Annotated in this window: 23 protein-coding genes; 10 read left to right on the top strand and 13 right to left on the bottom strand. The window is 61.4% G+C overall.

Translation table 11 applies throughout. The features are described from left to right. Positions 1-20 precede the first annotated feature (20 nt). Genes zur through CAF80_RS09855 form a run of 4 tightly spaced genes read left to right on the top strand, consistent with a single transcriptional unit; the run spans position 21 to position 2,820 of the window. The gene (gene zur, locus CAF80_RS09870) at positions 21-503 is read left to right on the top strand and encodes a zinc uptake transcriptional repressor Zur (protein ID WP_011331783.1); all 483 of its coding nucleotides are present in this window, start codon (positions 21-23) and stop codon (positions 501-503) included. After that, on the top strand, positions 503-1,288 hold the full coding sequence (znuC, locus tag CAF80_RS09865) for a zinc ABC transporter ATP-binding protein ZnuC (RefSeq protein ID WP_085667279.1): 786 nt from the start codon (positions 503-505) through the stop codon (positions 1,286-1,288). The genes zur and znuC overlap by 1 nt, the downstream gene beginning before the upstream one ends. Continuing rightward, complete coding sequence (gene znuB / locus CAF80_RS09860) at positions 1,281-2,069, top strand: zinc ABC transporter permease subunit ZnuB (RefSeq protein ID WP_007954005.1); 789 nt, start codon at positions 1,281-1,283, stop codon at positions 2,067-2,069. The genes znuC and znuB overlap by 8 nt, the downstream gene beginning before the upstream one ends. A gap of 37 nt (positions 2,070-2,106) precedes the next feature. Continuing rightward, the gene (locus tag CAF80_RS09855; protein ID WP_064592487.1) at positions 2,107-2,820 is read left to right on the top strand and encodes a PA5502 family lipoprotein; all 714 of its coding nucleotides are present in this window, start codon (positions 2,107-2,109) and stop codon (positions 2,818-2,820) included. Between the two features lie 93 nt (positions 2,821-2,913). On the opposite strand, the gene katE is transcribed toward CAF80_RS09855, so the two are convergent. After that, positions 2,914-5,055 carry a catalase HPII gene (gene katE, locus CAF80_RS09850; protein ID WP_074689752.1) on the bottom strand — a complete coding sequence of 714 codons (2,142 nt, stop codon included), beginning with the start codon at positions 5,053-5,055 and terminating at the stop codon, positions 2,914-2,916. A gap of 260 nt (positions 5,056-5,315) precedes the next feature. Between katE and CAF80_RS09845 the strand changes: the two genes are divergently transcribed. The 3 genes from CAF80_RS09845 (at position 5,316) to CAF80_RS09835 (ending at position 7,845) form a co-directional block, all read left to right on the top strand. Then, positions 5,316-6,323 carry a methionine ABC transporter ATP-binding protein gene (locus CAF80_RS09845; protein ID WP_007953999.1) on the top strand — a complete coding sequence of 336 codons (1,008 nt, stop codon included), beginning with the start codon at positions 5,316-5,318 and terminating at the stop codon, positions 6,321-6,323. Beyond that, positions 6,323-6,997 carry a methionine ABC transporter permease gene (locus tag CAF80_RS09840; protein WP_011331789.1) on the top strand — a complete coding sequence of 225 codons (675 nt, stop codon included), beginning with the start codon at positions 6,323-6,325 and terminating at the stop codon, positions 6,995-6,997. The genes CAF80_RS09845 and CAF80_RS09840 overlap by 1 nt, the downstream gene beginning before the upstream one ends. Positions 6,998-7,071: 74 nt before the next feature. Continuing rightward, positions 7,072-7,845, top strand: coding sequence for a MetQ/NlpA family ABC transporter substrate-binding protein (locus CAF80_RS09835; protein WP_039764846.1), 774 nt, complete (start codon positions 7,072-7,074; stop codon positions 7,843-7,845). A gap of 157 nt (positions 7,846-8,002) precedes the next feature. Here the strand turns inward: CAF80_RS09835 and CAF80_RS09830 are convergent, their stop codons facing one another. The 5 genes from CAF80_RS09830 to CAF80_RS09810 are packed head-to-tail and all read right to left on the bottom strand — an operon-like array spanning position 8,003 to position 11,911. Further along, entirely contained in the window at positions 8,003-8,638 is a 636-nt protein-coding gene (locus tag CAF80_RS09830; RefSeq protein ID WP_039764844.1) for an SCO family protein, read from the bottom strand. Then, positions 8,635-9,534, bottom strand: coding sequence for a heme o synthase (gene cyoE, locus CAF80_RS09825; RefSeq protein ID WP_085667278.1), 900 nt, complete (start codon positions 9,532-9,534; stop codon positions 8,635-8,637). Before cyoE ends, CAF80_RS09830 begins: the two co-directional genes overlap by 4 nt. Next, a complete protein-coding gene (locus CAF80_RS09820; RefSeq protein ID WP_085667277.1) occupies positions 9,522-10,601 on the bottom strand; it encodes a heme A synthase in 1,080 nt (359 codons plus the stop codon). The genes cyoE and CAF80_RS09820 overlap by 13 nt, the downstream gene beginning before the upstream one ends. A gap of 10 nt (positions 10,602-10,611) precedes the next feature. After that, the gene (locus CAF80_RS09815; protein ID WP_039764840.1) at positions 10,612-11,205 is read right to left on the bottom strand and encodes a hypothetical protein; all 594 of its coding nucleotides are present in this window, start codon (positions 11,203-11,205) and stop codon (positions 10,612-10,614) included. Then, positions 11,171-11,911 (bottom strand): SURF1 family protein, encoded by a 741-nt coding sequence (locus CAF80_RS09810; RefSeq protein ID WP_085667441.1) that lies wholly within the window; start codon positions 11,909-11,911, stop codon positions 11,171-11,173. Before CAF80_RS09810 ends, CAF80_RS09815 begins: the two co-directional genes overlap by 35 nt. Before the next feature lie 72 nt (positions 11,912-11,983). Here CAF80_RS09810 and CAF80_RS09805 point away from each other — a divergent pair, with 72 nt between their 5' ends. Then, on the top strand, positions 11,984-12,187 hold the full coding sequence (locus CAF80_RS09805) for a twin transmembrane helix small protein (protein WP_011331797.1): 204 nt from the start codon (positions 11,984-11,986) through the stop codon (positions 12,185-12,187). Between the two features lie 76 nt (positions 12,188-12,263). Here CAF80_RS09805 and CAF80_RS09800 read toward each other — a convergent pair whose 3' ends face one another. The 4 genes from CAF80_RS09800 to coxB all read right to left on the bottom strand — a co-directional run bounded on the left by CAF80_RS09800 (position 12,264) and on the right by coxB (position 16,558). After that, positions 12,264-13,151 carry a cytochrome c oxidase subunit 3 gene (locus CAF80_RS09800; protein WP_011331798.1) on the bottom strand — a complete coding sequence of 296 codons (888 nt, stop codon included), beginning with the start codon at positions 13,149-13,151 and terminating at the stop codon, positions 12,264-12,266. Positions 13,152-13,176: 25 nt separating this feature from the next. Then, on the bottom strand, positions 13,177-13,728 hold the full coding sequence (locus CAF80_RS09795) for a cytochrome c oxidase assembly protein (protein WP_011331799.1): 552 nt from the start codon (positions 13,726-13,728) through the stop codon (positions 13,177-13,179). A gap of 27 nt (positions 13,729-13,755) precedes the next feature. Next, positions 13,756-15,348: a cytochrome c oxidase subunit I gene (ctaD, locus tag CAF80_RS09790; RefSeq protein ID WP_039764837.1), complete on the bottom strand. Its 1,593-nt coding sequence runs from the start codon at positions 15,346-15,348 to the stop codon at positions 13,756-13,758. Positions 15,349-15,430: 82 nt separating this feature from the next. After that, entirely contained in the window at positions 15,431-16,558 is a 1,128-nt protein-coding gene (coxB, locus tag CAF80_RS09785) for a cytochrome c oxidase subunit II (protein ID WP_039764835.1), read from the bottom strand. 369 nt (positions 16,559-16,927) lie between these two features. On the opposite strand from coxB, the gene CAF80_RS09780 reads away from it, so the two are divergent. Then, positions 16,928-17,560 carry a hypothetical protein gene (locus tag CAF80_RS09780; RefSeq protein ID WP_039764833.1) on the top strand — a complete coding sequence of 211 codons (633 nt, stop codon included), beginning with the start codon at positions 16,928-16,930 and terminating at the stop codon, positions 17,558-17,560. Positions 17,561-17,611: 51 nt separating this feature from the next. Here CAF80_RS09780 and CAF80_RS09775 read toward each other — a convergent pair whose 3' ends face one another. The 3 genes from CAF80_RS09775 to CAF80_RS09765 form a co-directional block, all read right to left on the bottom strand. Then, complete coding sequence (locus CAF80_RS09775) at positions 17,612-19,138, bottom strand: SulP family inorganic anion transporter (protein ID WP_074689749.1); 1,527 nt, start codon at positions 19,136-19,138, stop codon at positions 17,612-17,614. Positions 19,139-19,228: 90 nt separating this feature from the next. Further along, complete coding sequence (locus CAF80_RS09770) at positions 19,229-19,960, bottom strand: carbonic anhydrase (protein ID WP_064592510.1); 732 nt, start codon at positions 19,958-19,960, stop codon at positions 19,229-19,231. A gap of 237 nt (positions 19,961-20,197) precedes the next feature. After that, entirely contained in the window at positions 20,198-21,256 is a 1,059-nt protein-coding gene (locus CAF80_RS09765; protein ID WP_074689748.1) for a PA0069 family radical SAM protein, read from the bottom strand. Positions 21,257-21,489: 233 nt separating this feature from the next. Here CAF80_RS09765 and CAF80_RS09760 point away from each other — a divergent pair, with 233 nt between their 5' ends. Further along, complete coding sequence (locus tag CAF80_RS09760; RefSeq protein WP_007953977.1) at positions 21,490-21,792, top strand: hypothetical protein; 303 nt, start codon at positions 21,490-21,492, stop codon at positions 21,790-21,792. Position 21,793: the final 1 nt, after the last annotated feature.

The raw sequence follows: 21,793 nt of genomic DNA, 5'->3' as shown, positions 1-21,793 counted from the left end.
AACCAAACTCGTCGCCGCTCATGCCTATTACACCGATCGCCAGCCGTCCCCACGACCACTCGCACTGCGTTCACAGCGCGCTGTCCGAGGCCGATGCCCTGTGTGCACAGAAAGGCTTGCGCCTGACCGCGTTGCGCCGGCGGGTGCTGGAACTGGTCTGGCAGAGTCACAAGCCGCTGGGTGCCTACGACATCCTGGCCGTGCTCAGCGAGCAGGACGGCCGCCGCGCCGCGCCGCCGACCGTATACCGGGCGCTGGATTTCCTGCTGGAAAACGGTCTGGTGCACCGCATTTCCTCGCTCAACGCCTTCGTTGGCTGTGTTCACCCGAAACATTCGCACCAGGGTCAGTTCCTGATTTGCCGCGAATGCCATGCCGCCATCGAACTTGAGCAAAAAACCATCAGCGACGCTATCGTTCACAGCGCCAAGGACGTCGGCTTCATCGTCGAGGCCCAGACCGTCGAAGTGGTCGGCCTCTGCTCCGGTTGCCGGGGGGCTTGATGAGCGATGCGCTGATCCGTCTGGAGCAGGTGGCTGTCCGATTTGCCGGGCAGAACGTGCTGGACAACATTCACCTGAGCGTCGAGCCGGGGCAGATCGTCACTCTGATCGGCCCCAACGGCGCCGGCAAGACCACGCTGGTGCGCGCCGTGCTCGGGCTGCTGAAACCCGACAGCGGCAACGTCTGGCGCAAGCCGAAGCTGCGCGTCGGTTACATGCCGCAAAAACTCCACGTCGATCCGACCTTGCCGCTGTCAGTCCTGCGCTTTCTGCGGCTGGTGCCGGGCGTCGATCGTCCGCGTGCGCTGGCGGCACTCAAGGAAGTCGGCGCCGAGCACGTCATCGACAGCCCGGTGCAAAGCGTTTCCGGCGGTGAAATGCAGCGCGTGCTGTTGGCTCGGGCACTGCTTCGCGAGCCGGAACTGCTGGTGCTCGACGAGCCGGTGCAGGGCGTCGATGTTGCCGGGCAAGCCGAGCTGTACAGCCTGATCACCCGTCTGCGCGACCGTCACGGTTGTGGTGTGCTGATGGTGTCCCACGATCTGCATCTGGTGATGAGCACCACGGACCAGGTGGTGTGCCTCAACCGTCACGTCTGCTGCTCCGGGCATCCTGAGCAGGTCAGTGGCGATCCGGCTTTTGTCGAGCTGTTCGGCAACAATGCGCCGAGCCTGGCGATCTATCACCACCATCATGACCATGCCCACGACCTGCACGGTTCGGTGGTCAAGGGGCCTTTGACGGGCCAACCTCACGTTCACGGAGATAGCTGCAAGCATGGCTGATTTTCTGTTCTACGCCCTGCTTGCAGGTCTGGCGCTGGCGGTGGTCGCGGGGCCGCTGGGCTCGTTCGTGGTCTGGCGGCGCATGGCCTATTTTGGCGACACGCTGTCCCACGCCGCACTGCTCGGCGTGGCGCTGGGCTTTCTGCTGGATGTCAGCCCGACCGTCGCGGTCACCGTGGGCTGCCTGCTGCTGGCGGTGCTGCTGGTGACCTTGCAACAGCGCCAGCCGCTGGCGTCCGACACACTGTTGGGCATTCTTGCGCCGAGCACGCTCTCTCTCGGGCTGGTGGTACTAAGCTTCATGCATGAAGTGCGGATCGACCTGATGGCCTATCTGTTCGGCGACCTGCTGGCGATCAGCCCGACCGATCTGGCGTGGATCCTCGGCGGCAGCGCGGCGGTGCTGGTGTTGCTGGTGACGCTGTGGCGCCCGCTGCTGGCGATCACCGTGCACGAAGAGCTGGCCAAAGTCGAAGGTCTGCCGGTGGCCGGTTTGCGCATGGCGCTGATGCTGTTGATCGCGGTAGTGATCGCGGTAGCGATGAAAATCGTCGGTGTGTTGCTGATTACTTCGCTGTTGATCATCCCGGCGGCTGCGGCACAACGTCACGCCCGTTCGCCGGAACAGATGGCACTGGGCGCGAGCGTGCTGGGCATGCTCGCCGTGTGTGGCGGGCTGGCGCTGTCCTGGTTCAAGGACACCCCGGCGGGCCCGTCAATCGTTGTGACGGCGGCCGCACTGTTTCTGCTGAGTTTTGTTCTGCCCCGTCGAGGGGTGTAGACTTGCTCGTTTTTTGCGCAAATAGAGAGTCGCAGGAATGAAGCCGTTCGCCTCCCGTTATCTGCTCCTTGTGGCCTTTTCAGTGCTGCTGGGCGCCTGCCAAAGCACGCCACCGGTGGCCGAAGTCCCCGATGCGCGGGCCACGGCCATCGCACAGCTGGAGCAAAGCCTGGCCAGCAGCGAACTGGCCACTGCCGAAGACCAATTGGCAGCCTTGCAGGCCGAAACACCCAACGATCAATCCCTTGAGCAATACCAGCGCCAGTTGGCCGAGGCCTATCTGCGCCGCAGCCAGATCGTCCTGCAAAAGGGCGATGTGAATGCGGCCGCGACCGCGTTGGCCCGTGCCCGCGTGCTGATGCCCAAGGCCCCGGCACTGACCGGTGGCGTCAATGGCGCGATCACCGAAGCGCGCAAGGCTGAACTGGAGAAAGCCGAAGCGGCGCTGCAAGCCGCTGAAGCCAAGCCGAAGGCCAAAGTGATCGATCCGACTGCCGAGAGCACCACGGTTGCGCTGAATATCACCGATAGCCGCAAACTTCGCCGCCAACTGGATGCGATCGCCGCCGATGTGGTGAATTACGACTGTGCGGTGAGCATTCAGGCCCCGCGCACCAATGATTACCCGTGGCTGGCGACGTTGATCACCAAGCGCGTTAAGAAGCTCGATCCGGATTTCGATCTGCAAATCAAAAAGCAGATCCTGCGCAGCGTTCCCGCTCAAGTGGTTTTGAGTCCTCGTAAACCATAAAAAATCGCGAGCAAGCCCGCTCCCACAGGTACAACATAATTCCTGTGGGAGCGGGCTTGCTCGCGAAGGCGTCCTTTCAGTTAACCAACAACCTTAAGCTGGAATGGCCTTGGCCTTAGGCTCCCGATCCCAAACCCGATGCTGCCCGATCGCCGCAAAGAATGGCTGGGTCAGCGCGCCTACATCCTTGCCTTCGACCAACCCCGCATCCGTTTCCAGCTTCAACACGTCCAGCAACTGTTTGGCCTCGCCATGCAGCGCAATCGCCTTCAAGTGCTTGTACGCCTCCAGCAGGTAATGCAACGCCACGCCGTCACCGCTCAACGCTTTAACCGACGCTGCGCCACCCGGCACGAATACCGCATCGAACGCAATCGAAGGCAAACCTTCCATCGACGCATCTACCGCCAGGGTTTTGCCATCGGCGGTCTTCACCGGCGCCGAAGTCGGACCAAGCAGTTTGGCGTGCGCACCTTCTGCCGCCAGCGCCTTCTTCATCGCATCAATCGCCGCACCATCGACGCCGTTGGCCGCAAGGATCGCAACTTTTCGTGTCTTGATGTTCTCCGGCAGCAGGTTGGCCTGACTCAGCGCCGGCGAACGATCCAGTGATGTTTCAGGCACGTCCACGGTACCTTTGCCTGGCGCTGGCAGACCCAGGTTGGCCGCCACGCGTTTGGCCAGCTCCAGATCGATGTTGGCGAGAATCTCGTTCACTTGCCGCGCCCGGATGAACTCACGCTCAACCTTGCCGAGTTCGAAACTGTAGGCTGCGATGATGTGCTCTTTCTCGTGCGGGCTCATGCTGTTGAAGAACAGCCGCGCCTGGGAGAAGTGGTCGCTGAACGACTCGCTGCGCTGACGGATCTTGTTGGCATCGATGCGCTCCGGATAGCTTTCGAACCCGCCGTCCTGCGCCGCCGGTGGGGTTTCCTTCGGCCAGCCGCCATCGATGGAATTGGGTTCATACGAAGCGCGGCCCTTGTCGATCACCGTACGGTGCTGGGCATCGCGCTGGCCGTTGTGGAACGGTGCCACTGGGCGATTGATCGGCAACTCATGAAAGTTCGGCCCGCCGAGTCGGCTGATCTGCGTGTCGGTGTAGGAAAACAGCCGGCCTTGTAGCAGCGGGTCATTCGAGAAGTCGATGCCCGGCACGATATGGCCGGGGCAGAAAGCGACCTGCTCGGTTTCGGCAAAGAAGTTGTCCGGGTTGCGGTTGAGGGTCATCTTGCCCAGCGGCGTGATCGGAACGATTTCTTCGGGAATCAGTTTGGTCGGGTCAAGGATGTCGAAATCGAAGTCGTGCTCGTTTTCCTCTTCGATGACCTGAACGCCGAGTTCCCATTCCGGGTAGTCACCCATCTCGATGGCTTCCCACAGATCGCGCCGGTGGTAGTCGGTGTCTTTACCGGCGAGCTTCTGCGCCTCGTCCCATACCAGCGAACAAGTGCCGGCAGTAGGGCGCCAGTGGAATTTGACGAAGCGCGATTTACCCTCGGCGTTGATCAGCCGGAAGGTGTGCACGCCGAAGCCCTGCATGCTGCGCAGGCTTTTCGGGATGGCCCGATCGGACATGGCCCAGATCACCATGTGCGCCGATTCCGGTACCAGCGACACAAAATCCCAGAACGTGTCGTGAGCCGAGCCGCCGGTGGGGATTTCGTTATGCGGTTCGGGTTTCACCGCGTGGACGAAGTCTGGAAACTTGATCGCGTCCTGAATGAAGAACACCGGCATGTTGTTGCCGACCAGATCGAAGTTGCCTTCGTCGGTGAAGAACTTCACGGCAAAACCACGCACGTCACGCACGGTGTCACCGGAACCACGCGGCCCCTGGACCGTGGAAAAGCGCACGAACACCGGGGTTTTCTTCCCCGGATCCTGCAGGAAACCGGCCTTGGTCAGCGTCGAATGGTTCTCGTAGCTCTGAAAGAAACCATGGGCGCCGGTGCCGCGGGCGTGGACGATGCGCTCGGGAATCCGTTCATGGTCAAAGTGCGTGATCTTTTCACGCATGATGAAGTCTTCCAAAAGCGACGGCCCGCGAGCCCCGGCCTTGAGGGTGTTCTGGTTATCAGCAATTTTCACGCCCTGATTGGTGCGCAGGGCCTGACCGGTAGCGTCGGAGCGAAACTTCTCCAGGCTGTCGAGTTTGGCATTGGTGTTGGCGCGATCCGGGGTATCGGTGCCGGCCAGTTGGCTTTTGTCATTGGCAGGTTTCTTGGTACTCATCAGTCATGAACTCCTGTTTGTCCCGGGATTGCCCCGGAACGCTTGAGTGTTTCCCAGGCACGGCACCCAGGGTTTTCAAGTCGCTTAATTAGTGACTGATGAGGGTTTCGGGCGTTCCTTTTTTATGACCTTTGATCCTGTTATTGCCAAATCGAAGGTTATTCGCGAAATAAATGCTAAGAACCTCTATACGGACAGGCTAAAATGCGCGCCCGGCTAACCGCTGATCCTTTTCCAACGCGCCCCACAAGGTTCGCTACGTGATCGAGTTTCAAAACGTCCATAAGACTTACCGCGTCGCCGGTAAGGACATCACCGCGCTGCACCCGACCAGCTTCTCCATCGAGAACGGTCAGGTGTTCGGCCTGATTGGCCATTCCGGCGCGGGAAAAAGTACCCTGCTGCGTCTGATCAATCGCCTGGAGCAATCCAGTGGCGGCAAGATCATCGTCGACGGCGAAGAAGTCACCGCGCTGGACGCCAACGGCCTGCGCCGTTTCCGTCAGCAGGTCGGGATGATCTTCCAGCACTTCAACCTGCTGGCATCCAAGACCGTGGCCGACAACGTCGCGCTGCCACTGACCCTGGCCGGTGAACTGTCCCGCGCCGAGATCGACCAGCGTGTGGCCGAGTTGCTGGCGCGGGTCGGTCTGTCCGATCACGCCAAAAAGTACCCGGCGCAGCTGTCCGGCGGTCAGAAGCAGCGTGTCGGCATCGCCCGCGCTCTGGCGACCAAGCCGAAGATCCTGCTGTGCGACGAAGCCACCAGCGCCCTCGACCCGCAGACCACAGCGTCGGTCTTGCAACTGCTGGCCGAGATCAACCGCGAGCTGAAACTGACCATCGTCCTGATCACCCACGAGATGGATGTGATCCGCCGCGTGTGCGATCAGGTCGGCGTGATGGACGCCGGTGTGATCGTCGAGCAAGGTTCGGTGGCCGATGTGTTCCTGCATCCGAAGCACCCGACCACCAAGCGCTTTGTTCAGGAAAGCGAGCAGATCGACGAAAGCGAGCAGCGCGATGACTTCGCTCACGTGCCGGGCCGCATCGTGCGTCTGACCTTCCAGGGCGAAGCGACCTACGCGCCGTTGCTCGGTACCGTCGCCCGGGAAACCGGTGTGGATTACAGCATCCTGGCCGGTCGCATCGACCGCATCAAAGACATTCCTTACGGGCAATTGACCCTCGCCGTCACCGGTGGCGACATGGAAGCGGCGTTCGCCCGCTTCACCGCCGCTGACGTTCACATGGAGGTGTTGCGCTAATGGAAGACCTGATGAGTTTCTTCACCAATATCGACTGGTACGAAATCTGGCTCGCCACCGGCGACACCCTGATGATGCTCGGCGGTTCGCTGCTGTTCACCGTGCTGCTCGGCCTGCCGCTGGGCGTGCTGCTGTTCCTGTGCAGCCCACGCCAGTTGCTCGAAGCCAAAGGCGTGTACGCGCTGCTGTCGTTGGTGGTGAACATCCTGCGTTCGCTGCCGTTCATTATTCTGTTGATCGTGATGATCCCGTTCACCGTGCTGATCACCGGCACCTCGCTGGGCGTGGCCGGTGCGATTCCACCGCTGGTGGTGGGTGCGACGCCGTTCTTCGCGCGGCTGGTGGAAACCGCCCTGCGTGAAGTCGATCGCGGCATCATCGAAGCGACCCAGTCGATGGGGGCGACCACTCGCCAGATCATCATGAACGCCCTGCTGCCGGAGGCCCGTCCGGGCATCTTCGCAGCGATTACGGTGACGGCGATTACACTGGTTTCCTACACGGCGATGGCCGGTGTGGTCGGTGCCGGTGGCCTGGGTGACCTGGCGATCCGTTTCGGCTATCAGCGTTTCCAGACAGACGTGATGATTGTCACCGTGGTGTTGCTGCTGATTCTGGTGCAAGTGCTGCAAATGGTCGGCGACCGACTGGTCGTGCACTTCTCGCGCAAATAACCGGTTTTGTAATGACATGAGCCGGCCATTCGCTGGCAGGCGCCAGACGGGCGCCGTAAAAAGGAGTTAGCTGAATGAAAAAACTGATTGTTGCCCTGGCTGCCGTTGCAGCGTTCTCGGCCCACGCCGACGAAACCCTGACCGTTGCTGCCACTCCGGTACCGCACGCGGAAATCCTCGAATTCGTGAAGCCGGCACTGGCCAAAGAAGGCGTGGATCTGAAGGTCAAGGTCTTCACCGACTACGTACAGCCGAACGTACAAGTGGCCGAGAAGCGTCTGGACGCCAACTTCTTCCAGCACCAGCCGTACCTCGATGAGTTCAACAAGGCCAAGGGCACCAGCCTGGTGTCCGTGACCGGCGTGCACCTGGAACCGCTGGGCGCCTACTCCAGCAAGTTCAAGAAAATCGAAGAGCTGCCAAGCGGCGCCAACGTGGTGATCCCGAACGACGCCACCAACGGCGGCCGTGCGCTGTTGCTGCTGGCCAAGGCCGGCGTGATCACCCTGAATGATCCGAGCAACATCCTGTCGACCGTCAAGGACATCGCCCAGAACCCGAAAGACCTGAAGATCCGTGAACTGGAAGCCGCGACCATCCCGCGCGTGCTGACCCAGGTCGACCTGGCGCTGATCAACACCAACTACGCGCTGGAAGCCAAACTCGATCCATCCAAGGACGCGCTGGTCATCGAAGGCAGCGACTCGCCTTACGTGAACATCCTGGTGTCCCGCGCGGACAACAAGGACAGCGACGCGATGAAGAAACTGGCCGCCGCCCTGCACAGCCCGGAAGTGAAGAAATTCATCACCGAGAAGTACAAAGGCGCGGTGCTGCCGGCGTTCTGATTTGATCGTGCCCATGCTCTGCGTGGGCATGCATCCCCGGGCGCTCCGCGTCCGCTGGGACGCAGAGCGTCCCTTGCTGCATTCCCACGCAGAGCGTGGGAACGATCAAAACGAAAAGGGGACGCCAGTGGCGTCCCCTTTTTTGTGCGTTCAGTTTTTACTTGCGGCTCAACATCACCGGCAACTGCGCCACCAGCTTGGCATTATTCAGCGGCGCCCGAATAAACCCGCGCTGTGTCCCGTCCGGCCCGATCACCGCCAGGTTGCCGCTGTGATCCACCGTGTAATTCGGCTTGCTGGTGTCCGCCGGAATGAACGGAATGCTCACCGCGTTCGCCACCTTCTGCAGCTCGTCGATGGACTTTGGCGTCAGGCCGATGAACTGTGGATCGAAGTAGCCCAGGTACTGTTTCAACTGCGCAGGGTTGTCGCGGTTCGGGTCGACGCTGACCAGCACGATCTGCAACTTGTCCACGGCATCCTTCGGCAGCTCGCTCTTGATCTGGCGCAACTGGGCGAGGGTGGTCGGGCAGATGTCCGGACAGAAGGTGTAGCCGAAGAACAGCAGGCTCCACTTGCCCTTGAGCTCGTTGATCGTGACCGGTTGGCCGTTCTGATTGGTCATCGTCACGTCCGGCAGGTTGCGGCTCTGCGGCAGCAGAATGATGCCGGCGTCGATCAGTGCGGTCGGGTCGCCCTGGCCCTTGCCGCTCAGCACTTTGTTGACGGTCAGGCCGAGGATCAGCGCGATCACGGCGACGAGGATGAAGACGGTTTTCTGGGTTCGAGTCATAGGTTCAACAGTAAGTAGTGGTCTACGAGCAGGGCGATGAACAGCAGAAACAGGTACCAGATAGAGTACTTGAAGGTGTTGATCGCCGCGTGCGGCCGAGTGCCACGGTACAGCACCACGGCCCATTGCAGAAACCTGGCGCCCAGACCGAGCGCGCAGATCAGGTACAGCAGGCCGCTCATGTGGATCACGTACGGCAACAGGCTGACCGCCAGCAGGGCGAAGGTGTACAGCAGAATGTGCACCTTGGTGTAGTGCTCGCCGTGGGTGACCGGCAGCATCGGAATGTCGGCCTTGGCGTATTCCTCTTTGCGATGGATGGCGAGCGCCCAGAAGTGCGGCGGGGTCCAGGCGAAGATGATCAGCACCAGCAGCAGCGGTTCGGCACTGACGTGGCCGGTCGCGGCGGTCCAACCGAGCAGCGGCGGGGCGGCGCCGGCGAGGCCGCCGATGACGATGTTCTGCGGCGTCGCACGCTTGAGAAAACCGGTGTAGATCACCGCGTAGCCGAGCAGCGAGGCCAGGGTCAGCCACGCGGTCAGCGGATTGGTGAAGGTCAGCAGCAGTGCCTGGCCGAGCAACGCCAGCACCAGCGCAAAGGTCAGTGCTCCTGTGGGCGAAACCCGGCCCTCCGCCAGCGGCCGTTTGTGGGTGCGGGCCATGACCGCATCGATGCGTCGGTCCACCACATGATTGACCGCCGCCGCGCCACCGGCACACAACGCGATCCCCAGGTTGCCGAACACCAGCACCGTCCACGGCACCCCGGCGCGGGTCGCGAGGAACATGCCGACCAGCGAGGTGATGAGCATCAGCACCACGACTTTCGGTTTGGTCAGTTCCAGGTAATCACGCCAGATCGCCTGTCCGTGACGTTCGCCGATCAGAATCGCCATGGCGTCTCTCCTTTAATCGTGATGGGCGCCGCCGAGTGTTTGCGCGGGCTCAGGCGCCAGCGCGCGATCATCGGCTGCTTGACCCGAACCAGGCTGGTCCGCGCGTGATAGTTGACCTGCACCATGGTCAGCAGCAGCGCTGCACCGCCGGCGTTATGCGCCACGGCCACCGGCAGCGGCAGATGGAACAGCACGTTGCTGATGCCGAGGGTGATCTGCGCGGCGAGGGCGATCAGCACCAGCCCGGCCAGTCGCGTCATGCCGACCACTTTCAGTTGCCAGGCCAGACCGAGCAGGACGACCGTCACCAGCAACGCGCCGATGCGGTGGGTCAGGTGAATCGCCGTGCGTGCATCGCTGTCGAGTTGCCCGCCGAGGTAGTTGGGGCCGATGTGTTGAGTCAGGTGAAAGCCGTTGGCGAAATCCGCCGGCGGCAGCCATTGGCCGTGGCAGGTCGGGAAGTCGATGCAGGCCACCGCCGCGTAGTTGGAACTGACCCAGCCGCCGAGAGCAATCTGGCCGATCACCAACAGCAATCCGGCAGTCGCCCAATATTGCAGACGCTTGGGCACGGTCAGCGCCGGCAGTACGCCGGACAGTCGCAACGTCAGCAGAAACAGCAGGCTCAGGGTCGCGAAGCCGCCGAGCAGATGCCCGGTTACCACTTGCGGCCAGAGCTTGAGCGTCACCGTCCACATGCCGAACGCCGCTTGGGCGAACACCACCGCCAGCAGAAACAGCGGCAGTTTCAGCGGTTGCCCCGGATGACGACGATTGACCCACGCGCGACCGGCCAATACCGAGATCAGCAGGCCGAGGGTGCCGGCGAAGTAACGGTGGATCATCTCGTTCCAGCCTTTGTGCGCCTCCACTGGCGAGTCGGGGTAATGCAGTTCGGCATGGGCCAGCTGGGCTTGGCTTTTCGGCACGCTGATGAACCCGTAGCAGCCCGGCCAGTCCGGGCAGCCGAGGCCGGCGTGGGTCAGGCGGGTGTAGGCGCCGAGCAGCACGACGATCAGTGCCAGCAGGGTGGCAAACAGCGCGAGGCGAAATCCAGGTTTGGCCATGACGATGCCCTTATCCGATGTTCGACAGTTTCAGCAGGTGGCGCAGGTCGTTGAGCAGATCCTTGCCCTTGACGCTCGGGTCGTAGCGCAGCACGAGGTTGCCGTGGGGATCGATGATCCACAGTTGCGGCGTGGCCTTGTCGCCTGTGGCCTTGCTGAAGGTCGCCGGGTCCAGCGGGTAGCGTTGCAGCTGCGGGTATTCGCGGGTCAGCTTGGCTTCGTAGTCGGCAGCCAACGGTTGTGCAGCGGCCAGGGCGTGGCTGGCGCGCCCGGCTTCGCGGCCCAGGCCGATCTGGATCTGCCGCGCCAGGTACACCAGTTGCTGGCAGTCCACCGCACAGTCTTTCGGCGCGGTCACGAGCATCTGCCAGCGCGTTTCGTCAGCCTGGATACCGAGGTCAGCGCGGGTCTGGCCGTTGCCGATCAGTTCGCCGTGATAGCTGCGACCTTCCGGCACCCAGAACTGCAACTTGTACATGCCGGTGGCGAGGATCATCGGACCGACCACGCCGAGCACGATCAACAGCAGCTGGATACGTCCGCGACGGCGACTGGCCGGGACTTTCGTTTCAGACATGCTGGGTGGATTCATGGCCGCTCCCATGGTGTTTCTCCTTTGCGTTGTGCCAGCCGAGATAGAGGTAGAGACCGAGCAGGGCGGTGGCCATGGCGAACCACTGCACGGCGTAACCGAGGTGTTTTTCCGGGCCCATCGCGACTACCGGCCAGTCGGCCTGATAGCTGGCGGGGCCGGGTTCGGCGCGTAATTCGTAGGCGAACCCGTCGCGTTCGAGGGTTTTCCACAGCTTCGCGGGTTCGATGGCGGTGACGGTCTGCGGCCAGGTGCTGCTGACCGGATCGGCATGCAGCTGGAAGGTGGCACCGGGGGCGACATACACCCAGGCATCGACATTCACGGCATCGGCTGGCGTATTGAATTGCGGGGCCGTGCGCCGGTCCGGCCACGGCAGCCAACCGCGATTGACCAGCAGCCACTGGCCGCTGCGCTGATCCTGGAATGGTTGCAGCAATTCGACGCCGACCTTGCCGTTGCGCTGACGGTTGTCCAGCAACAGGCTGTGGGCGGCGTCGAACTGGCCGTGCAGATGCACCCGGCGAAAGGCCGGATCGGCGCTGTGCAGCAACTCGGTGCTGGCCATCGGTTCGGCGGCGCGGCGTTCGGCGTAGCTGGCGAGCAGGGCAGTTTTCTCCGCGCCCCGGCCCAGTTGCCAGAAGCCCAGCGAAATCAGCAACGGCAGCAGCAGGCCGACCACCAGTGTCGGCACCACACCCGGCCGGAAGCGCTTCATGGCCGCGCCAGAAAATCAGTCAGTGCGATCGCTATACTCAACTGCATCGCTTGTTCCCCCGGAGTTCTTCCCATGCTCAAAGCAGCCATCGTCCTGATGCTGATTGCCACGGTGGTCAGCCTGTTCAGCGGCCTGTTTTTCCTGGTCAAGGACGACAGCAGCTCGAATCGGCTGGTGATCGCCTTGAGTGTTCGGGTGGCGTTGGCCGCTGTCACCGTCGGCCTGATCGCCTGGGGTTTCTACAGCGGCCAACTGGTGTCCCACGTGCCGTGGTAGCTGCAAGCGCCAAGCTACAAGCTACAAGCCTTACCGTTTTGACTTGAAGCTCGCAGCTCGCGGCTTGCAGCTGCTGTTAAAGCACATAAACGAAGATGAACAAGCCGATCCACACCACATCGACGAAGTGCCAATACCAGCTCGCCGCTTCAAAACCGAACTGATGTTCGTTGTCGAAGTGGCCCTTCATGATGCGCATCAGCATCACGAACAGAATGATCGTGCCGATGGTCACGTGGGCGCCGTGGAAACCGGTGAGCATGAAGAACGTCGCGCCGTAGATGCCCGAGCCGAGGGTCAGCCCCAGTTCGTGGTAGGCGTGGATGTATTCTTCGGCCTGGAAGCCGAGGAACGCGCAACCCAGCAGCACGGTGATCGCCAGCCACAGTTTCAGCGCGCCGCGATGACCTTTCTTCAGCGCGTGGTGAGCGATGGTGATGGTCACGCTGGAGCTCACCAGCAGGATGGTGTTGATCAGCGGCAGGCCCCAGGGGCTGATGACTTCCTTGGGCGGCGGGAACAGTTTCGGATCCGGCGTGTGCAACAGCGGCCAGGTGAACTGGAAGTTCGGCCAGAGCATATGAGCGATGCCTTTGGTGCCTTCGCCGCCCAGCGCCGGGCCGGAAATGTGCCGCACGTAGAACAGCGCGCCGAAGAAGGCGATGAAGAACATCACCTCGGAGAAGATGAACCAGCTCATGCCCCAGCGGAACGAGCGGTCCAGCTGCGGGCTGTATAACCCCGCGCGGCTTTCCTTGATCACCGTGCCGAACCAGCCGAACAGCATGTACGCCAGCAACAGACCGCCGACGAAAAAGATCAGCGGGCCGTGGGATTCCGGACGCGCTGCCTTCAGATCGTTGAACCAGGTCGCCAGGCCGTACACGGTGACGAACATCCCCACCGTGGCCACGATCGGCCACTTGCTCTGGGCCGGGACGTAATAGTGCTCATGAGTTGCCATTTATTGTTCTCCTTATCGGGCACGCTTAACCGCCAGTGTTTGCAGCCACCGGAGGATGTCGGGCGGTGATATCGAACAGCGTGTAGGACAGCGTCAGGTGCTTCACGTCCTTGGGCATGTCGCGGTCAACGATGAAACGCACCGGCATCTCGATCTGCTGACCGGGCTGCAGCACCTGCTGGGTAAAGCAAAAGCATTCGGTCTTGTGGAAGTACGCGGCCGCATTGCTCGGCGCGATGCTCGGTACGGCTTGAGCGCTCATCGGTTTGTCGGTGGGATTGCGCGCGATGAAGATCATCTCGTTCACCGCGCCGGGGTTGGCCGTCAGCTCGTCATGCTTGGGATAGAAATCCCATGGCATGTCGGCGGTGTTGGTCGACAGAAACTGCACCCGCACTTGCCGCGAGGCATCGACGGTCTGCTCGCCCTCGTACTGCCCGGCGGTCTTGCCGTTGATGCCGAACGCCTTGCACATCACGTCGTAGATCGGCACCAGGGCAAAGCCGAAGACGAACATCGCCACCACCACGCCGAGCAGTCGGGTGACCAGCTTCTTCATCGAGATCGAGTCAGCCATGGTGGCGGCCCTCAACGGCTACAGGGTTCATTTCACTTCCGGCGGTGTGGTGAAGGTGTGATACGGCGCCGGAGACGGCACGCTCCATTCCAGACCTTCGGCGCCATCCCACGGTTTGGCCGGAGCCGGTTCGCCGCCACGGATGGTCTTGATCACGATGAACAGGAAGAAGATCTGCGTGGCGCCGAACATGAACGCGCCGATCGACGAGACCATGTTGAAGTCGGCGAACTGCAGGTTGTAGTCCGGAATCCGCCGGGGCATGCCCGCCAGACCCACGAAGTGCATCGGGAAGAACGTCAGGTTCATGCCGACGAAGGACAGCCAGAAGTGCAGCTTGCCCAGAGTTTCGTCGTACATGTGGCCGGTCCATTTCGGCAGCCAGTAATAGGCCGACGCGAAAATCCCGAAGATCGCCCCCGGCACCAGCACGTAGTGGAAGTGCGCGACCACGAAGTAGGTGTCCTGGTACTGGAAGTCGGCCGGGGCGATGGCCAGCATCAGCCCGGAGAAACCGCCGATGGAAAACAGGATCACGAACGCCACGGCAAACAGCATCGGCGTCTCGAAGGTCATCGAGCCTTGCCACATGGTGCTGGCCCAGTTGAACACCTTCACCCCGGTTGGCACCGCGATCAGCATCGTCGCGTACATGAAGAACAACTCGCCCACCAGCGGGATGCCCACCACGAACATGTGGTGCGCCCAGACGATGAACGACAGGAACGCGATGCTCGCCGTGGCGTAGACCATCGAGGTGTAGCCGAACAGCGGCTTGCGCGAGAAGGTCGGGATGATCTGGCTGACGGCACCGAAGGCCGGCAGGATCATGATGTACACCTCGGGGTGGCCGAAGAACCAGAACACATGCTGGAACAGCACCGGGTCACCGCCACCGGCGGCACTGAAGAAACTGGTGCCGAAGTGGATGTCCATCAGCATCATCGTCACGCACCCGGCCAGCACCGGCATCACCGCGATCAGCAGGAACGCGGTGATCAGCCAGGTCCAGACGAACAGCGGCATTTTCATCAGGGTCATGCCGGGGGCGCGCAGGTTGAGGATGGTGGCGATCACGTTGATCGCGCCCATGATCGAGCTGATCCCCATCAAGTGAATGGCGAAGATGAAGAACGTCACGCTTTCCGGGGCATAGGTGGTGGACAGCGGCGCGTAGAACGTCCAGCCGAAGTTCGGCCCGCCACCGGGGGTGAAAAGAGTCGAGACCAGCAGCAGGAACGCCGCCGGCAGCAGCCAGAAGCTGAAGTTGTTCATCCGCGGCAGGGCCATGTCCGGCGCGCCGACCATCAACGGGATCATCCAGTTGGCGAGGCCGACGAACGCTGGCATCACCGCCCCGAATACCATCACCAGACCATGCATGGTGGTCATCTGGTTGAAGAATTCCGGCTGGACGATCTGCAGGCCGGGCTGGAACAGCTCGGCGCGGATCACCATGGCGAACGAGCCGCCGAGCAGGAACATGCAGAACGCAAACCACAGGTACAGCGTGCCGATGTCCTTGTGGTTGGTGGTCAGCACCCAGCGCATCAGGCCTTTGGCGGGGCCGTGGGCGTGGTCGTGCTCGGCATGACCGTGGTCATCGATGACAGCGCTCATGGCCGGTCTCCTTCAAGTGAGTGGACTGGGCAGGCCGGGACGCAGGGCCCCGACCGGTTCACGAAGTACGCAATAGACCGGCTCATTTGCTTTCCGCCTGTTTCAGCTCCAGCACTTCTTTTGGCGTGACCATGTCGCCCTTGTTGTTGCCCCAGGCGTTACGTTCGTAGGTCACGACCGCTGCGATATCGACTTCCGACAGCTGCTTGCCGAACGCCGCCATGGCGGTGCCGGGCTTGCCGTGGAAGACAATGCTCAGGTGCGCGTCTTTCGGGCCGGTGGCGATTTTCGAGCCCTTGAGGGCCGGGAACATCGGCGGCAGGCCCTGGCCTTCGGCCTGGTGACAGGCGACGCAGGTGGTGTGGTAAATCTTGTCGCCACGTTCCTTGAGTTCGTCGAGGGTCCATTCCTTGCTGGTCAGCTCCTTGAGCTGCAACGCTTCGGCCTTGCGCTCGGCGAGCCATTTTTCGTAGTCGGCCTTCTCCTTGACGTCGACCACGATCGGCATGAAGCCGTGGTCCTTGCCGCACAGTTCGGCGCACTGGCCACGGTAGAGGCCGGGCTTGTCGATGCGGGTCCAGGCTTCGTTGACGAACCCGGGGATCGCATCGCGCTTGACCGCGAAGGCCGGCACCCACCAGGAGTGGATCACGTCGGCGGAGGTCACGAGGAAGCGCACCTTGGCGCCGGTCGGCAGCACCAGCGGCTTGTCGACTTCGAGCAGGTAGTGCTCGCCCTTGGCCTCCTTGTTGTGGATCTGCTCGGCGGGCGTGGCCAGGTTGCTGAAGAACTCGACGTCCTGGCCCAGGTATTTGTAGTGCCACTTCCACTGATAACCGGTGATCTGGATATCGATATCCGGCTCACTGGTGTCGTACATCTTGATCAGGGTCGCGGTCGCCGGAACGGCCATCGCCACCAGGATCAGCAGCGGGACGACGGTCCAGAGAATTTCGACGGTGGTGCTTTCGTGGAATTTTGCGGCGACCTGCCCGGTAGAACGGCGGTGCACCATCATCGACCAGAACATGGCGCCGAAGACGATGATCCCGATCACCACACAGATCCAGAAAATGGTCATGTGCAGGTCGAATACTGCGTGACTGATTTCAGTCGCTCCAGGCGCCATATTCACAGTCCAGGCAGCGTGCACCGGGCTGAAAATCGACCACAACAGGAGGCCCATCCAGACGTGTGGATGTCGCATCATTGCGGGTTCCCCTTATCGTTCTTGTTATCCCGCCGGCTTTCACCAGAGGCAAGGGAGCGGCTGCATCAGACTACGAACTTGAATCGCCGGGCCTTGCTGCGTGGGCAGTCGGGCGTCATCAGCTAACTCCATTCAATGGCGAGTATAGACAGCCACCGAGAAATGCAATGTGCGGACGTAAATCGAATGAAACAGCTGACGCTTGCGTTCCAGGGCACGAATGGAGAAGGATGCAGACGAGTGGTGGCAAACCGATATAACGCCGGTGCATCAAGGATGAAATAATTATGACAAATGCGTCTTAGCATTTTTCGTAAGCCAGCTAAGTTATGTCTTCCCTATTTCATTGCCTTGTTTCCTGGAGTTTTCATGAACACCGCCGCATTGCGCGAGCAAATACACATAGCCCGACAACACGAGATTGAAACCGGAAAGCTGACCCGTCAGCTCGAAGCTCAAATGCAACACCTGCACCCGGCGATCCAGTTGCCGGAAACCGACGCCAATGGCGTGCTGACGCGTTTTGTCGCCGCCTACATCGATGAAGTGCCAGACCTGCTGGATGCAGCCAATGAAGTCGCCAGGGAAGCGGGAATCGAATCGCAGATCAAACCGGTGCTGAAAATCGCCGAGCAGTACTTCCTCCAGCCACCCGTGGGCCTGGACAGTCTGCTGGACGAAGCCTATCTGGCGCACCGTTTTGTCGAAGAGGTCAACGACCTGTACATCAAGCATTTCGGCCAGCCACTGATCCCCTTGGACATGACGGTCGCCAATCTGATTGCTCACCAGCTGATCGGTGAGGAATTTGCCAACCAACTCGACGAAGTGGTGCACCACGCGGTGGACAGCATGCTCGACGACGACAGCTTTGCGCTGGAGTCGGTGGAAGCCTACCGCGAGAAACTCAGCAGCCCGGACACCGGTGCGGCATGGAAACGCTGGCCGTGCATGAGCCGCCGTCTGGGCGTGGGCCTGGAGCTGGATCAGCCTGCGGCTTGATCCCGGCGCAAACGATTGGGGGAACAGATTGCTCTGTTCCCCCAAATGTTTTCAGCCCGCCGCACCGATCCCGGTGGTGGTGCGGATCCGCCCCTCGAGCCGTCGCTTCAACCCGCGAGACTCGATCAACAGTTTCGCCCCCTTGGCCGCATTCGCCCGGCCCCACTCTTCGAGCAGTTCCAGACACGAATGGTCGATGTAGCTCAGGTTATTGAGCGGCACGTGCACCGTCGTGCCCGGCGGAATGCTGCCCAGTACCTGAGTCAGCGCCGGCACCTTGAGGAACGTCGCGGCGCCCACCAGACGCAACTCCATTTCCCCTTCCTGCGGCAGATCGATCAGGCTGATTTTCAGGCGCGAGGCCTTGAACGCCAGTTTCAACAACGTCAGGCCGAAACCGATCAATACGCCCGTCAACAGGTCGGTGAAGATGATCGCCAGCGCCGTGGCGGCGTAGGTGAACATCGGCATCCGGCCATAACGCCCCAGACCACGGAACGCCTTGAGATCCACCAGTTTGAAACCGGTGTAGACCAGAACGCCCGCCAGACTCGCCACCGGAATGCTCTGCAATACGCTCGACAGCAACAGCACGAACGCCAGCAGCCACAGGCCATGGAAAATCGTCGAGTAGCGTGTGGTGGCACCGGCCTGGACGTTGGCCGAACTGCGTACGATCACCCCGGTCATCGGCAGCGCGCCGACCAGACCACAGAGCATGTTGCCGACGCCTTGCGCCGACAGCTCACGGTCGAAATCCGAACGCGGGCCGCTGTGCATGCGATCCACCGCGGCGGCGGACAGCAGGGTTTCGGCGCTGGCGATGAAGGCGACGGCGAACGCGGCGATCAGCAGCGTCGGGTCGGCCAGGCTGAGCAGATCCGCCGGTGTCAGCCAGTCGATGGCTTCGGCCAGATTCGCCGGCACTTCAACCCGTTTGACCTGCAACGCCAGCAGCAGGCTGGCGCCTGTCGCCAGCCCGACCCCGAGCAGCGCGCCGGGAATGAAGCGCAGCGAATGCGGGCGGAATTTCTCCCACAGCCACATCACCGCGATGGTCGCCAGCCCGAGCAGCCCGGCCTGCCAGCCAAAGGACGGCAAGGCCTGCGCCACCGCGCCGGGGAAAGCCGTGAGGTTGTCGAGACCGGAGGGTTTCGGTGAAGCGTCAAGCATCACATGCACCTGTGACAGCACGATCAGCACACCGATACCGGCAAGCATGCCGTACACCACCGCTGGCGCGGTGACCCGGAACCAGCAACCGAGCTTCAGGCGTCCCGCTACCAGTTGCAGGAAACCGGCGAGCAGCAGGATCGGCCCGAGCATTTCGATGCCGTGCTGGCGCACCAGCTCGAACACCAGCACCGCCAGACCCGCCGCCGGCCCGCTGACCTGCAACGGCGACCCCGCCAGCCAGCCCACCACCAGACCGCCGATGATCCCGGTGATCAGGCCTTTGGCCGGCGGCAGCCCTGACGCAATGGCAATGCCCATGCACAGCGGCAACGCGACCAGAAACACAACCACCGAAGCGAGCAGCTCCCGTGGCAACACAGCTTTCAATTGAGCCGCACGCATGGCGATACTCCCGAAGTTTTCTTCAGGCGTGGCAAGGCCTGGCCGCTGAAACAGCGGCCGGCGTCAAACCACACGGATTTTTAGGAGGATTTAGAAGCGCGCTTTGGGCGTCGCCACCGGAATCGGATGGCTGCCGTCGAGCGGCAGGAAGCATCCCTGATCCGCGTCGTAAGCTTTGATTTCGCTGGTTTCGATGTTGTAGACCCAGCCATGGATGAACAGATGACCGTTCGCCATGCGTGAGGCTACCGAAGGATGGGTACGCAAGTGCTGCAGTTGGGCGATGACGTTTTCCTCGGTGAGGATCGGCATGCTTTCTTTTTCGTCGGCGCAGTTGCAGTTGTCATGCACCATGGTTTTCGCGACTTCGGCGTGGCGCAGCCAGGCTTTGACCGTCGGCATCTTTTCCAGGCTGTCCGGATTGAGTACCGCACGCATGGCGCCGCAGTCGGAGTGGCCGCAAATGATGATGTGCTGCACGCCAAGTGCCAGAACCGCATATTCGATGGCGGTGGAAACGCCGCCGTTCATCTGGCCGTAGGGTGGTACGACGTTGCCGACGTTACGGGTCACGAACAGATCGCCGGGCGAACTCTGGGTGATCAGTTCAGGAACGATGCGCGAGTCGGCGCAGGTGATGAACATGGCCCGTGGCGACTGGGCCGTGGCGAGTTTCTTGAAGAGTTCTTCCTGCTGCGGAAAGACCTCATGATGAAAATGCAAAAAGCCGTCAACGATACGCTTCAACGCTGCATCGGCGGATTCCGCCACAGGGGCGGCTTGCGCCGACGCAGCCAACGGCTGTTTATCCTTGTCACTCATGATTCATCCTCATTGGCGGATTCGGGGAGTCGTTCCCGTGTATTCCGGTGTGAAGCCAGTGGCTGTTTAGAACATCCGGGTCATCCCGACCCGTCAGTCACTCGATGAACAAGGTAACTGCCGAAACTTAACTCAAACTGAATCAAGCGCTCTAGAACGTGTGTTCCAGGTCACAAAAAACGTGACCGGCGTAAACCGGCCAAGCATTCCTTCCTCTCAATCAAGGGCCAATTGTCGCTAAATCAGCGCCATCTGGCGACCCGGCGGACAGAAGGCCGTGCAATCGAGGTTGAAGCCTTCGCGGTGATTGAGTCCCAAGCGCTTGATCGCTTTGGCGAAGCGCTGGGCGAGCAGGTCGGCAAACGGCCCCTCGCCGCGCATCCGGGCCCCGAAACGACTGTCGTACAGCTCGCCGCCACGGCTCTGGCGGATCAGGCTCAGTACATGCGCCGCACGCTGCGGGTAGTGCGCCTCGAGCCATTCCTCGAACAGCGGCGCCACCTCCAGCGGTAGGCGCAGCATCATATAGGCCGCGCTCTGGGCGCCGGCCGCGTGGGCCTCGGTCAGCAGGCTTTCGATTTCGCTGTCGTTGATCATCGGAATCATCGGCGAACACAGCACGCCCACAGGAATCCCCGCCTCGCGCATCACCCGGATCGCCCGCAACCGGGCCTTGGGCGCAGCGGCGCGGGGTTCGAGAATGCGTTTGAGTTCGTCGTCCAGGGTGGTCAGGCTGATCATCACCGCCACCAGCCGCTGTTGTGCCAGTTCGGTGAGCAGGTCGAGGTCGCGCAGGATCAGCGAGCCCTTGGTAACGATGGTCACCGGATGCCGGTAGCGCAGCAGCACTTCGAGGGTCTGGCGGGTGATCCGGTGTTCGCGTTCGATCGGCTGATAGGGATCGGTGTTGGAGCCGAGGTTGATCGGCGCACATTGATAGCCTTTTTTCCCCAGCTGTTCTTCCAGCACCTGGGCGGCGTTGGTTTTGGCGATCAGTTTGGTTTCGAAATCCAGCCCCGGCGACATGTCCCAATAGGCGTGGCTGGGCCGTGCATAGCAATAAATGCAGCCATGCTCGCAGCCGCGATAGGGATTGATCGAACGGTCGAAGGGCAGGTCCGGCGAGGTGTTGCGGGTGATGATGGTCTTTGCCGTCTCAAAGCTGACTTCGGTGCCTTGGGTCAAAGGCACTTCCTGATACCAGCCATCATCTTCGGCCACCGAACGACTCGGTGCGAAGCGGTTGTGCGGGTTGGTCGCGGTGCCGCGACCGCGCGGGGGCAAGGGGCTGGTCATCACGGGTGTCCTTGGTCTGTACATGCATACAGTATCCGCAAGGTGGCGGAGGATCCACTACCGTTCAGCCGTCCATCAATAAATCGCGCAGTTAGTTGTAAGTTTGTTTAGAGCTAAAGTTGTAGTTGTGCAAATTGAAGAAACATAAGTTGGCTGTTCGTTCACTGTTCAAGTTCGTAGTATCCACTCCGCTTCACACCACTTGGCTATATAAAAGACAAAAGGATTTGATGATGTCGTTTTTTAATTCGCGCGGTATTTTTCTGCAACTGATGCAGCCCGGCCCATCGGAACCCAATACACTGGTTTCCATGCAACTGGCGCGTAAGGAACTGGGCTGGGATGCCGAGGCCGGCGTACAGACCGAAATGCTGGTTGATCCGATTTTTGTCACCGCGACCTCCCGGGATGGCGGCCATACCTTCAGCATCGGCCGTCTGGAGCACGATGTGGATCGTGACGGTGAAATCGGTGAGCAGGATCGAGCCAAACTGGTTGCCCTGGCCAAAGCCTATGCCAGTATTACCAATCCGTAAC

Origin of the sequence: Pseudomonas sp. B34(2017) (assembly GCF_002112915.1) — a bacterium.
In the GTDB taxonomy this organism is placed as follows: domain Bacteria; phylum Pseudomonadota; class Gammaproteobacteria; order Pseudomonadales; family Pseudomonadaceae; genus Aquipseudomonas; species Aquipseudomonas pharyngis.
The sequence above is the reverse complement of the archived record's forward strand: the minus strand, read 5'-3'. Positions and strand labels throughout refer to the sequence as shown.

Excerpts from the sequence above, each read along its gene's own strand:
- CAF80_RS09830 (WP_039764844.1), bottom strand. The coding sequence starts at position 8,638 with ATGACTCGAACCCAGAAAACCGTCTTCATCCTCGTCGCCGTGATCGCG.
- CAF80_RS09780 (WP_039764833.1), top strand. The coding sequence starts at position 16,928 with ATGAACACCGCCGCATTGCGCGAGCAAATACACATAGCCCGACAACAC.
- CAF80_RS09795 (WP_011331799.1), bottom strand. The coding sequence starts at position 13,728 with ATGGCTGACTCGATCTCGATGAAGAAGCTGGTCACCCGACTGCTCGGC.
- CAF80_RS09840 (WP_011331789.1), top strand. The coding sequence starts at position 6,323 with ATGGAAGACCTGATGAGTTTCTTCACCAATATCGACTGGTACGAAATC.
- CAF80_RS09820 (WP_085667277.1), bottom strand. The coding sequence starts at position 10,601 with ATGGCCAAACCTGGATTTCGCCTCGCGCTGTTTGCCACCCTGCTGGCA.
- CAF80_RS09855 (WP_064592487.1), top strand. The coding sequence starts at position 2,107 with ATGAAGCCGTTCGCCTCCCGTTATCTGCTCCTTGTGGCCTTTTCAGTG.
- CAF80_RS09775 (WP_074689749.1), bottom strand. The coding sequence starts at position 19,138 with ATGCGTGCGGCTCAATTGAAAGCTGTGTTGCCACGGGAGCTGCTCGCT.
- cyoE (WP_085667278.1), bottom strand. The coding sequence starts at position 9,534 with ATGGCGATTCTGATCGGCGAACGTCACGGACAGGCGATCTGGCGTGAT.
- znuC (WP_085667279.1), top strand. The coding sequence starts at position 503 with ATGAGCGATGCGCTGATCCGTCTGGAGCAGGTGGCTGTCCGATTTGCC.
- CAF80_RS09810 (WP_085667441.1), bottom strand. The coding sequence starts at position 11,911 with ATGAAGCGCTTCCGGCCGGGTGTGGTGCCGACACTGGTGGTCGGCCTG.
- katE (WP_074689752.1), bottom strand. The coding sequence starts at position 5,055 with ATGAGTACCAAGAAACCTGCCAATGACAAAAGCCAACTGGCCGGCACC.
- znuB (WP_007954005.1), top strand. The coding sequence starts at position 1,281 with ATGGCTGATTTTCTGTTCTACGCCCTGCTTGCAGGTCTGGCGCTGGCG.
- CAF80_RS09805 (WP_011331797.1), top strand. The coding sequence starts at position 11,984 with ATGCTCAAAGCAGCCATCGTCCTGATGCTGATTGCCACGGTGGTCAGC.
- CAF80_RS09765 (WP_074689748.1), bottom strand. The coding sequence starts at position 21,256 with ATGACCAGCCCCTTGCCCCCGCGCGGTCGCGGCACCGCGACCAACCCG.
- ctaD (WP_039764837.1), bottom strand. The coding sequence starts at position 15,348 with ATGAGCGCTGTCATCGATGACCACGGTCATGCCGAGCACGACCACGCC.
- CAF80_RS09835 (WP_039764846.1), top strand. The coding sequence starts at position 7,072 with ATGAAAAAACTGATTGTTGCCCTGGCTGCCGTTGCAGCGTTCTCGGCC.
- CAF80_RS09815 (WP_039764840.1), bottom strand. The coding sequence starts at position 11,205 with ATGGGAGCGGCCATGAATCCACCCAGCATGTCTGAAACGAAAGTCCCG.
- CAF80_RS09760 (WP_007953977.1), top strand. The coding sequence starts at position 21,490 with ATGTCGTTTTTTAATTCGCGCGGTATTTTTCTGCAACTGATGCAGCCC.
- zur (WP_011331783.1), top strand. The coding sequence starts at position 21 with ATGCCTATTACACCGATCGCCAGCCGTCCCCACGACCACTCGCACTGC.
- coxB (WP_039764835.1), bottom strand. The coding sequence starts at position 16,558 with ATGATGCGACATCCACACGTCTGGATGGGCCTCCTGTTGTGGTCGATT.
- CAF80_RS09770 (WP_064592510.1), bottom strand. The coding sequence starts at position 19,960 with ATGAGTGACAAGGATAAACAGCCGTTGGCTGCGTCGGCGCAAGCCGCC.
- CAF80_RS09800 (WP_011331798.1), bottom strand. The coding sequence starts at position 13,151 with ATGGCAACTCATGAGCACTATTACGTCCCGGCCCAGAGCAAGTGGCCG.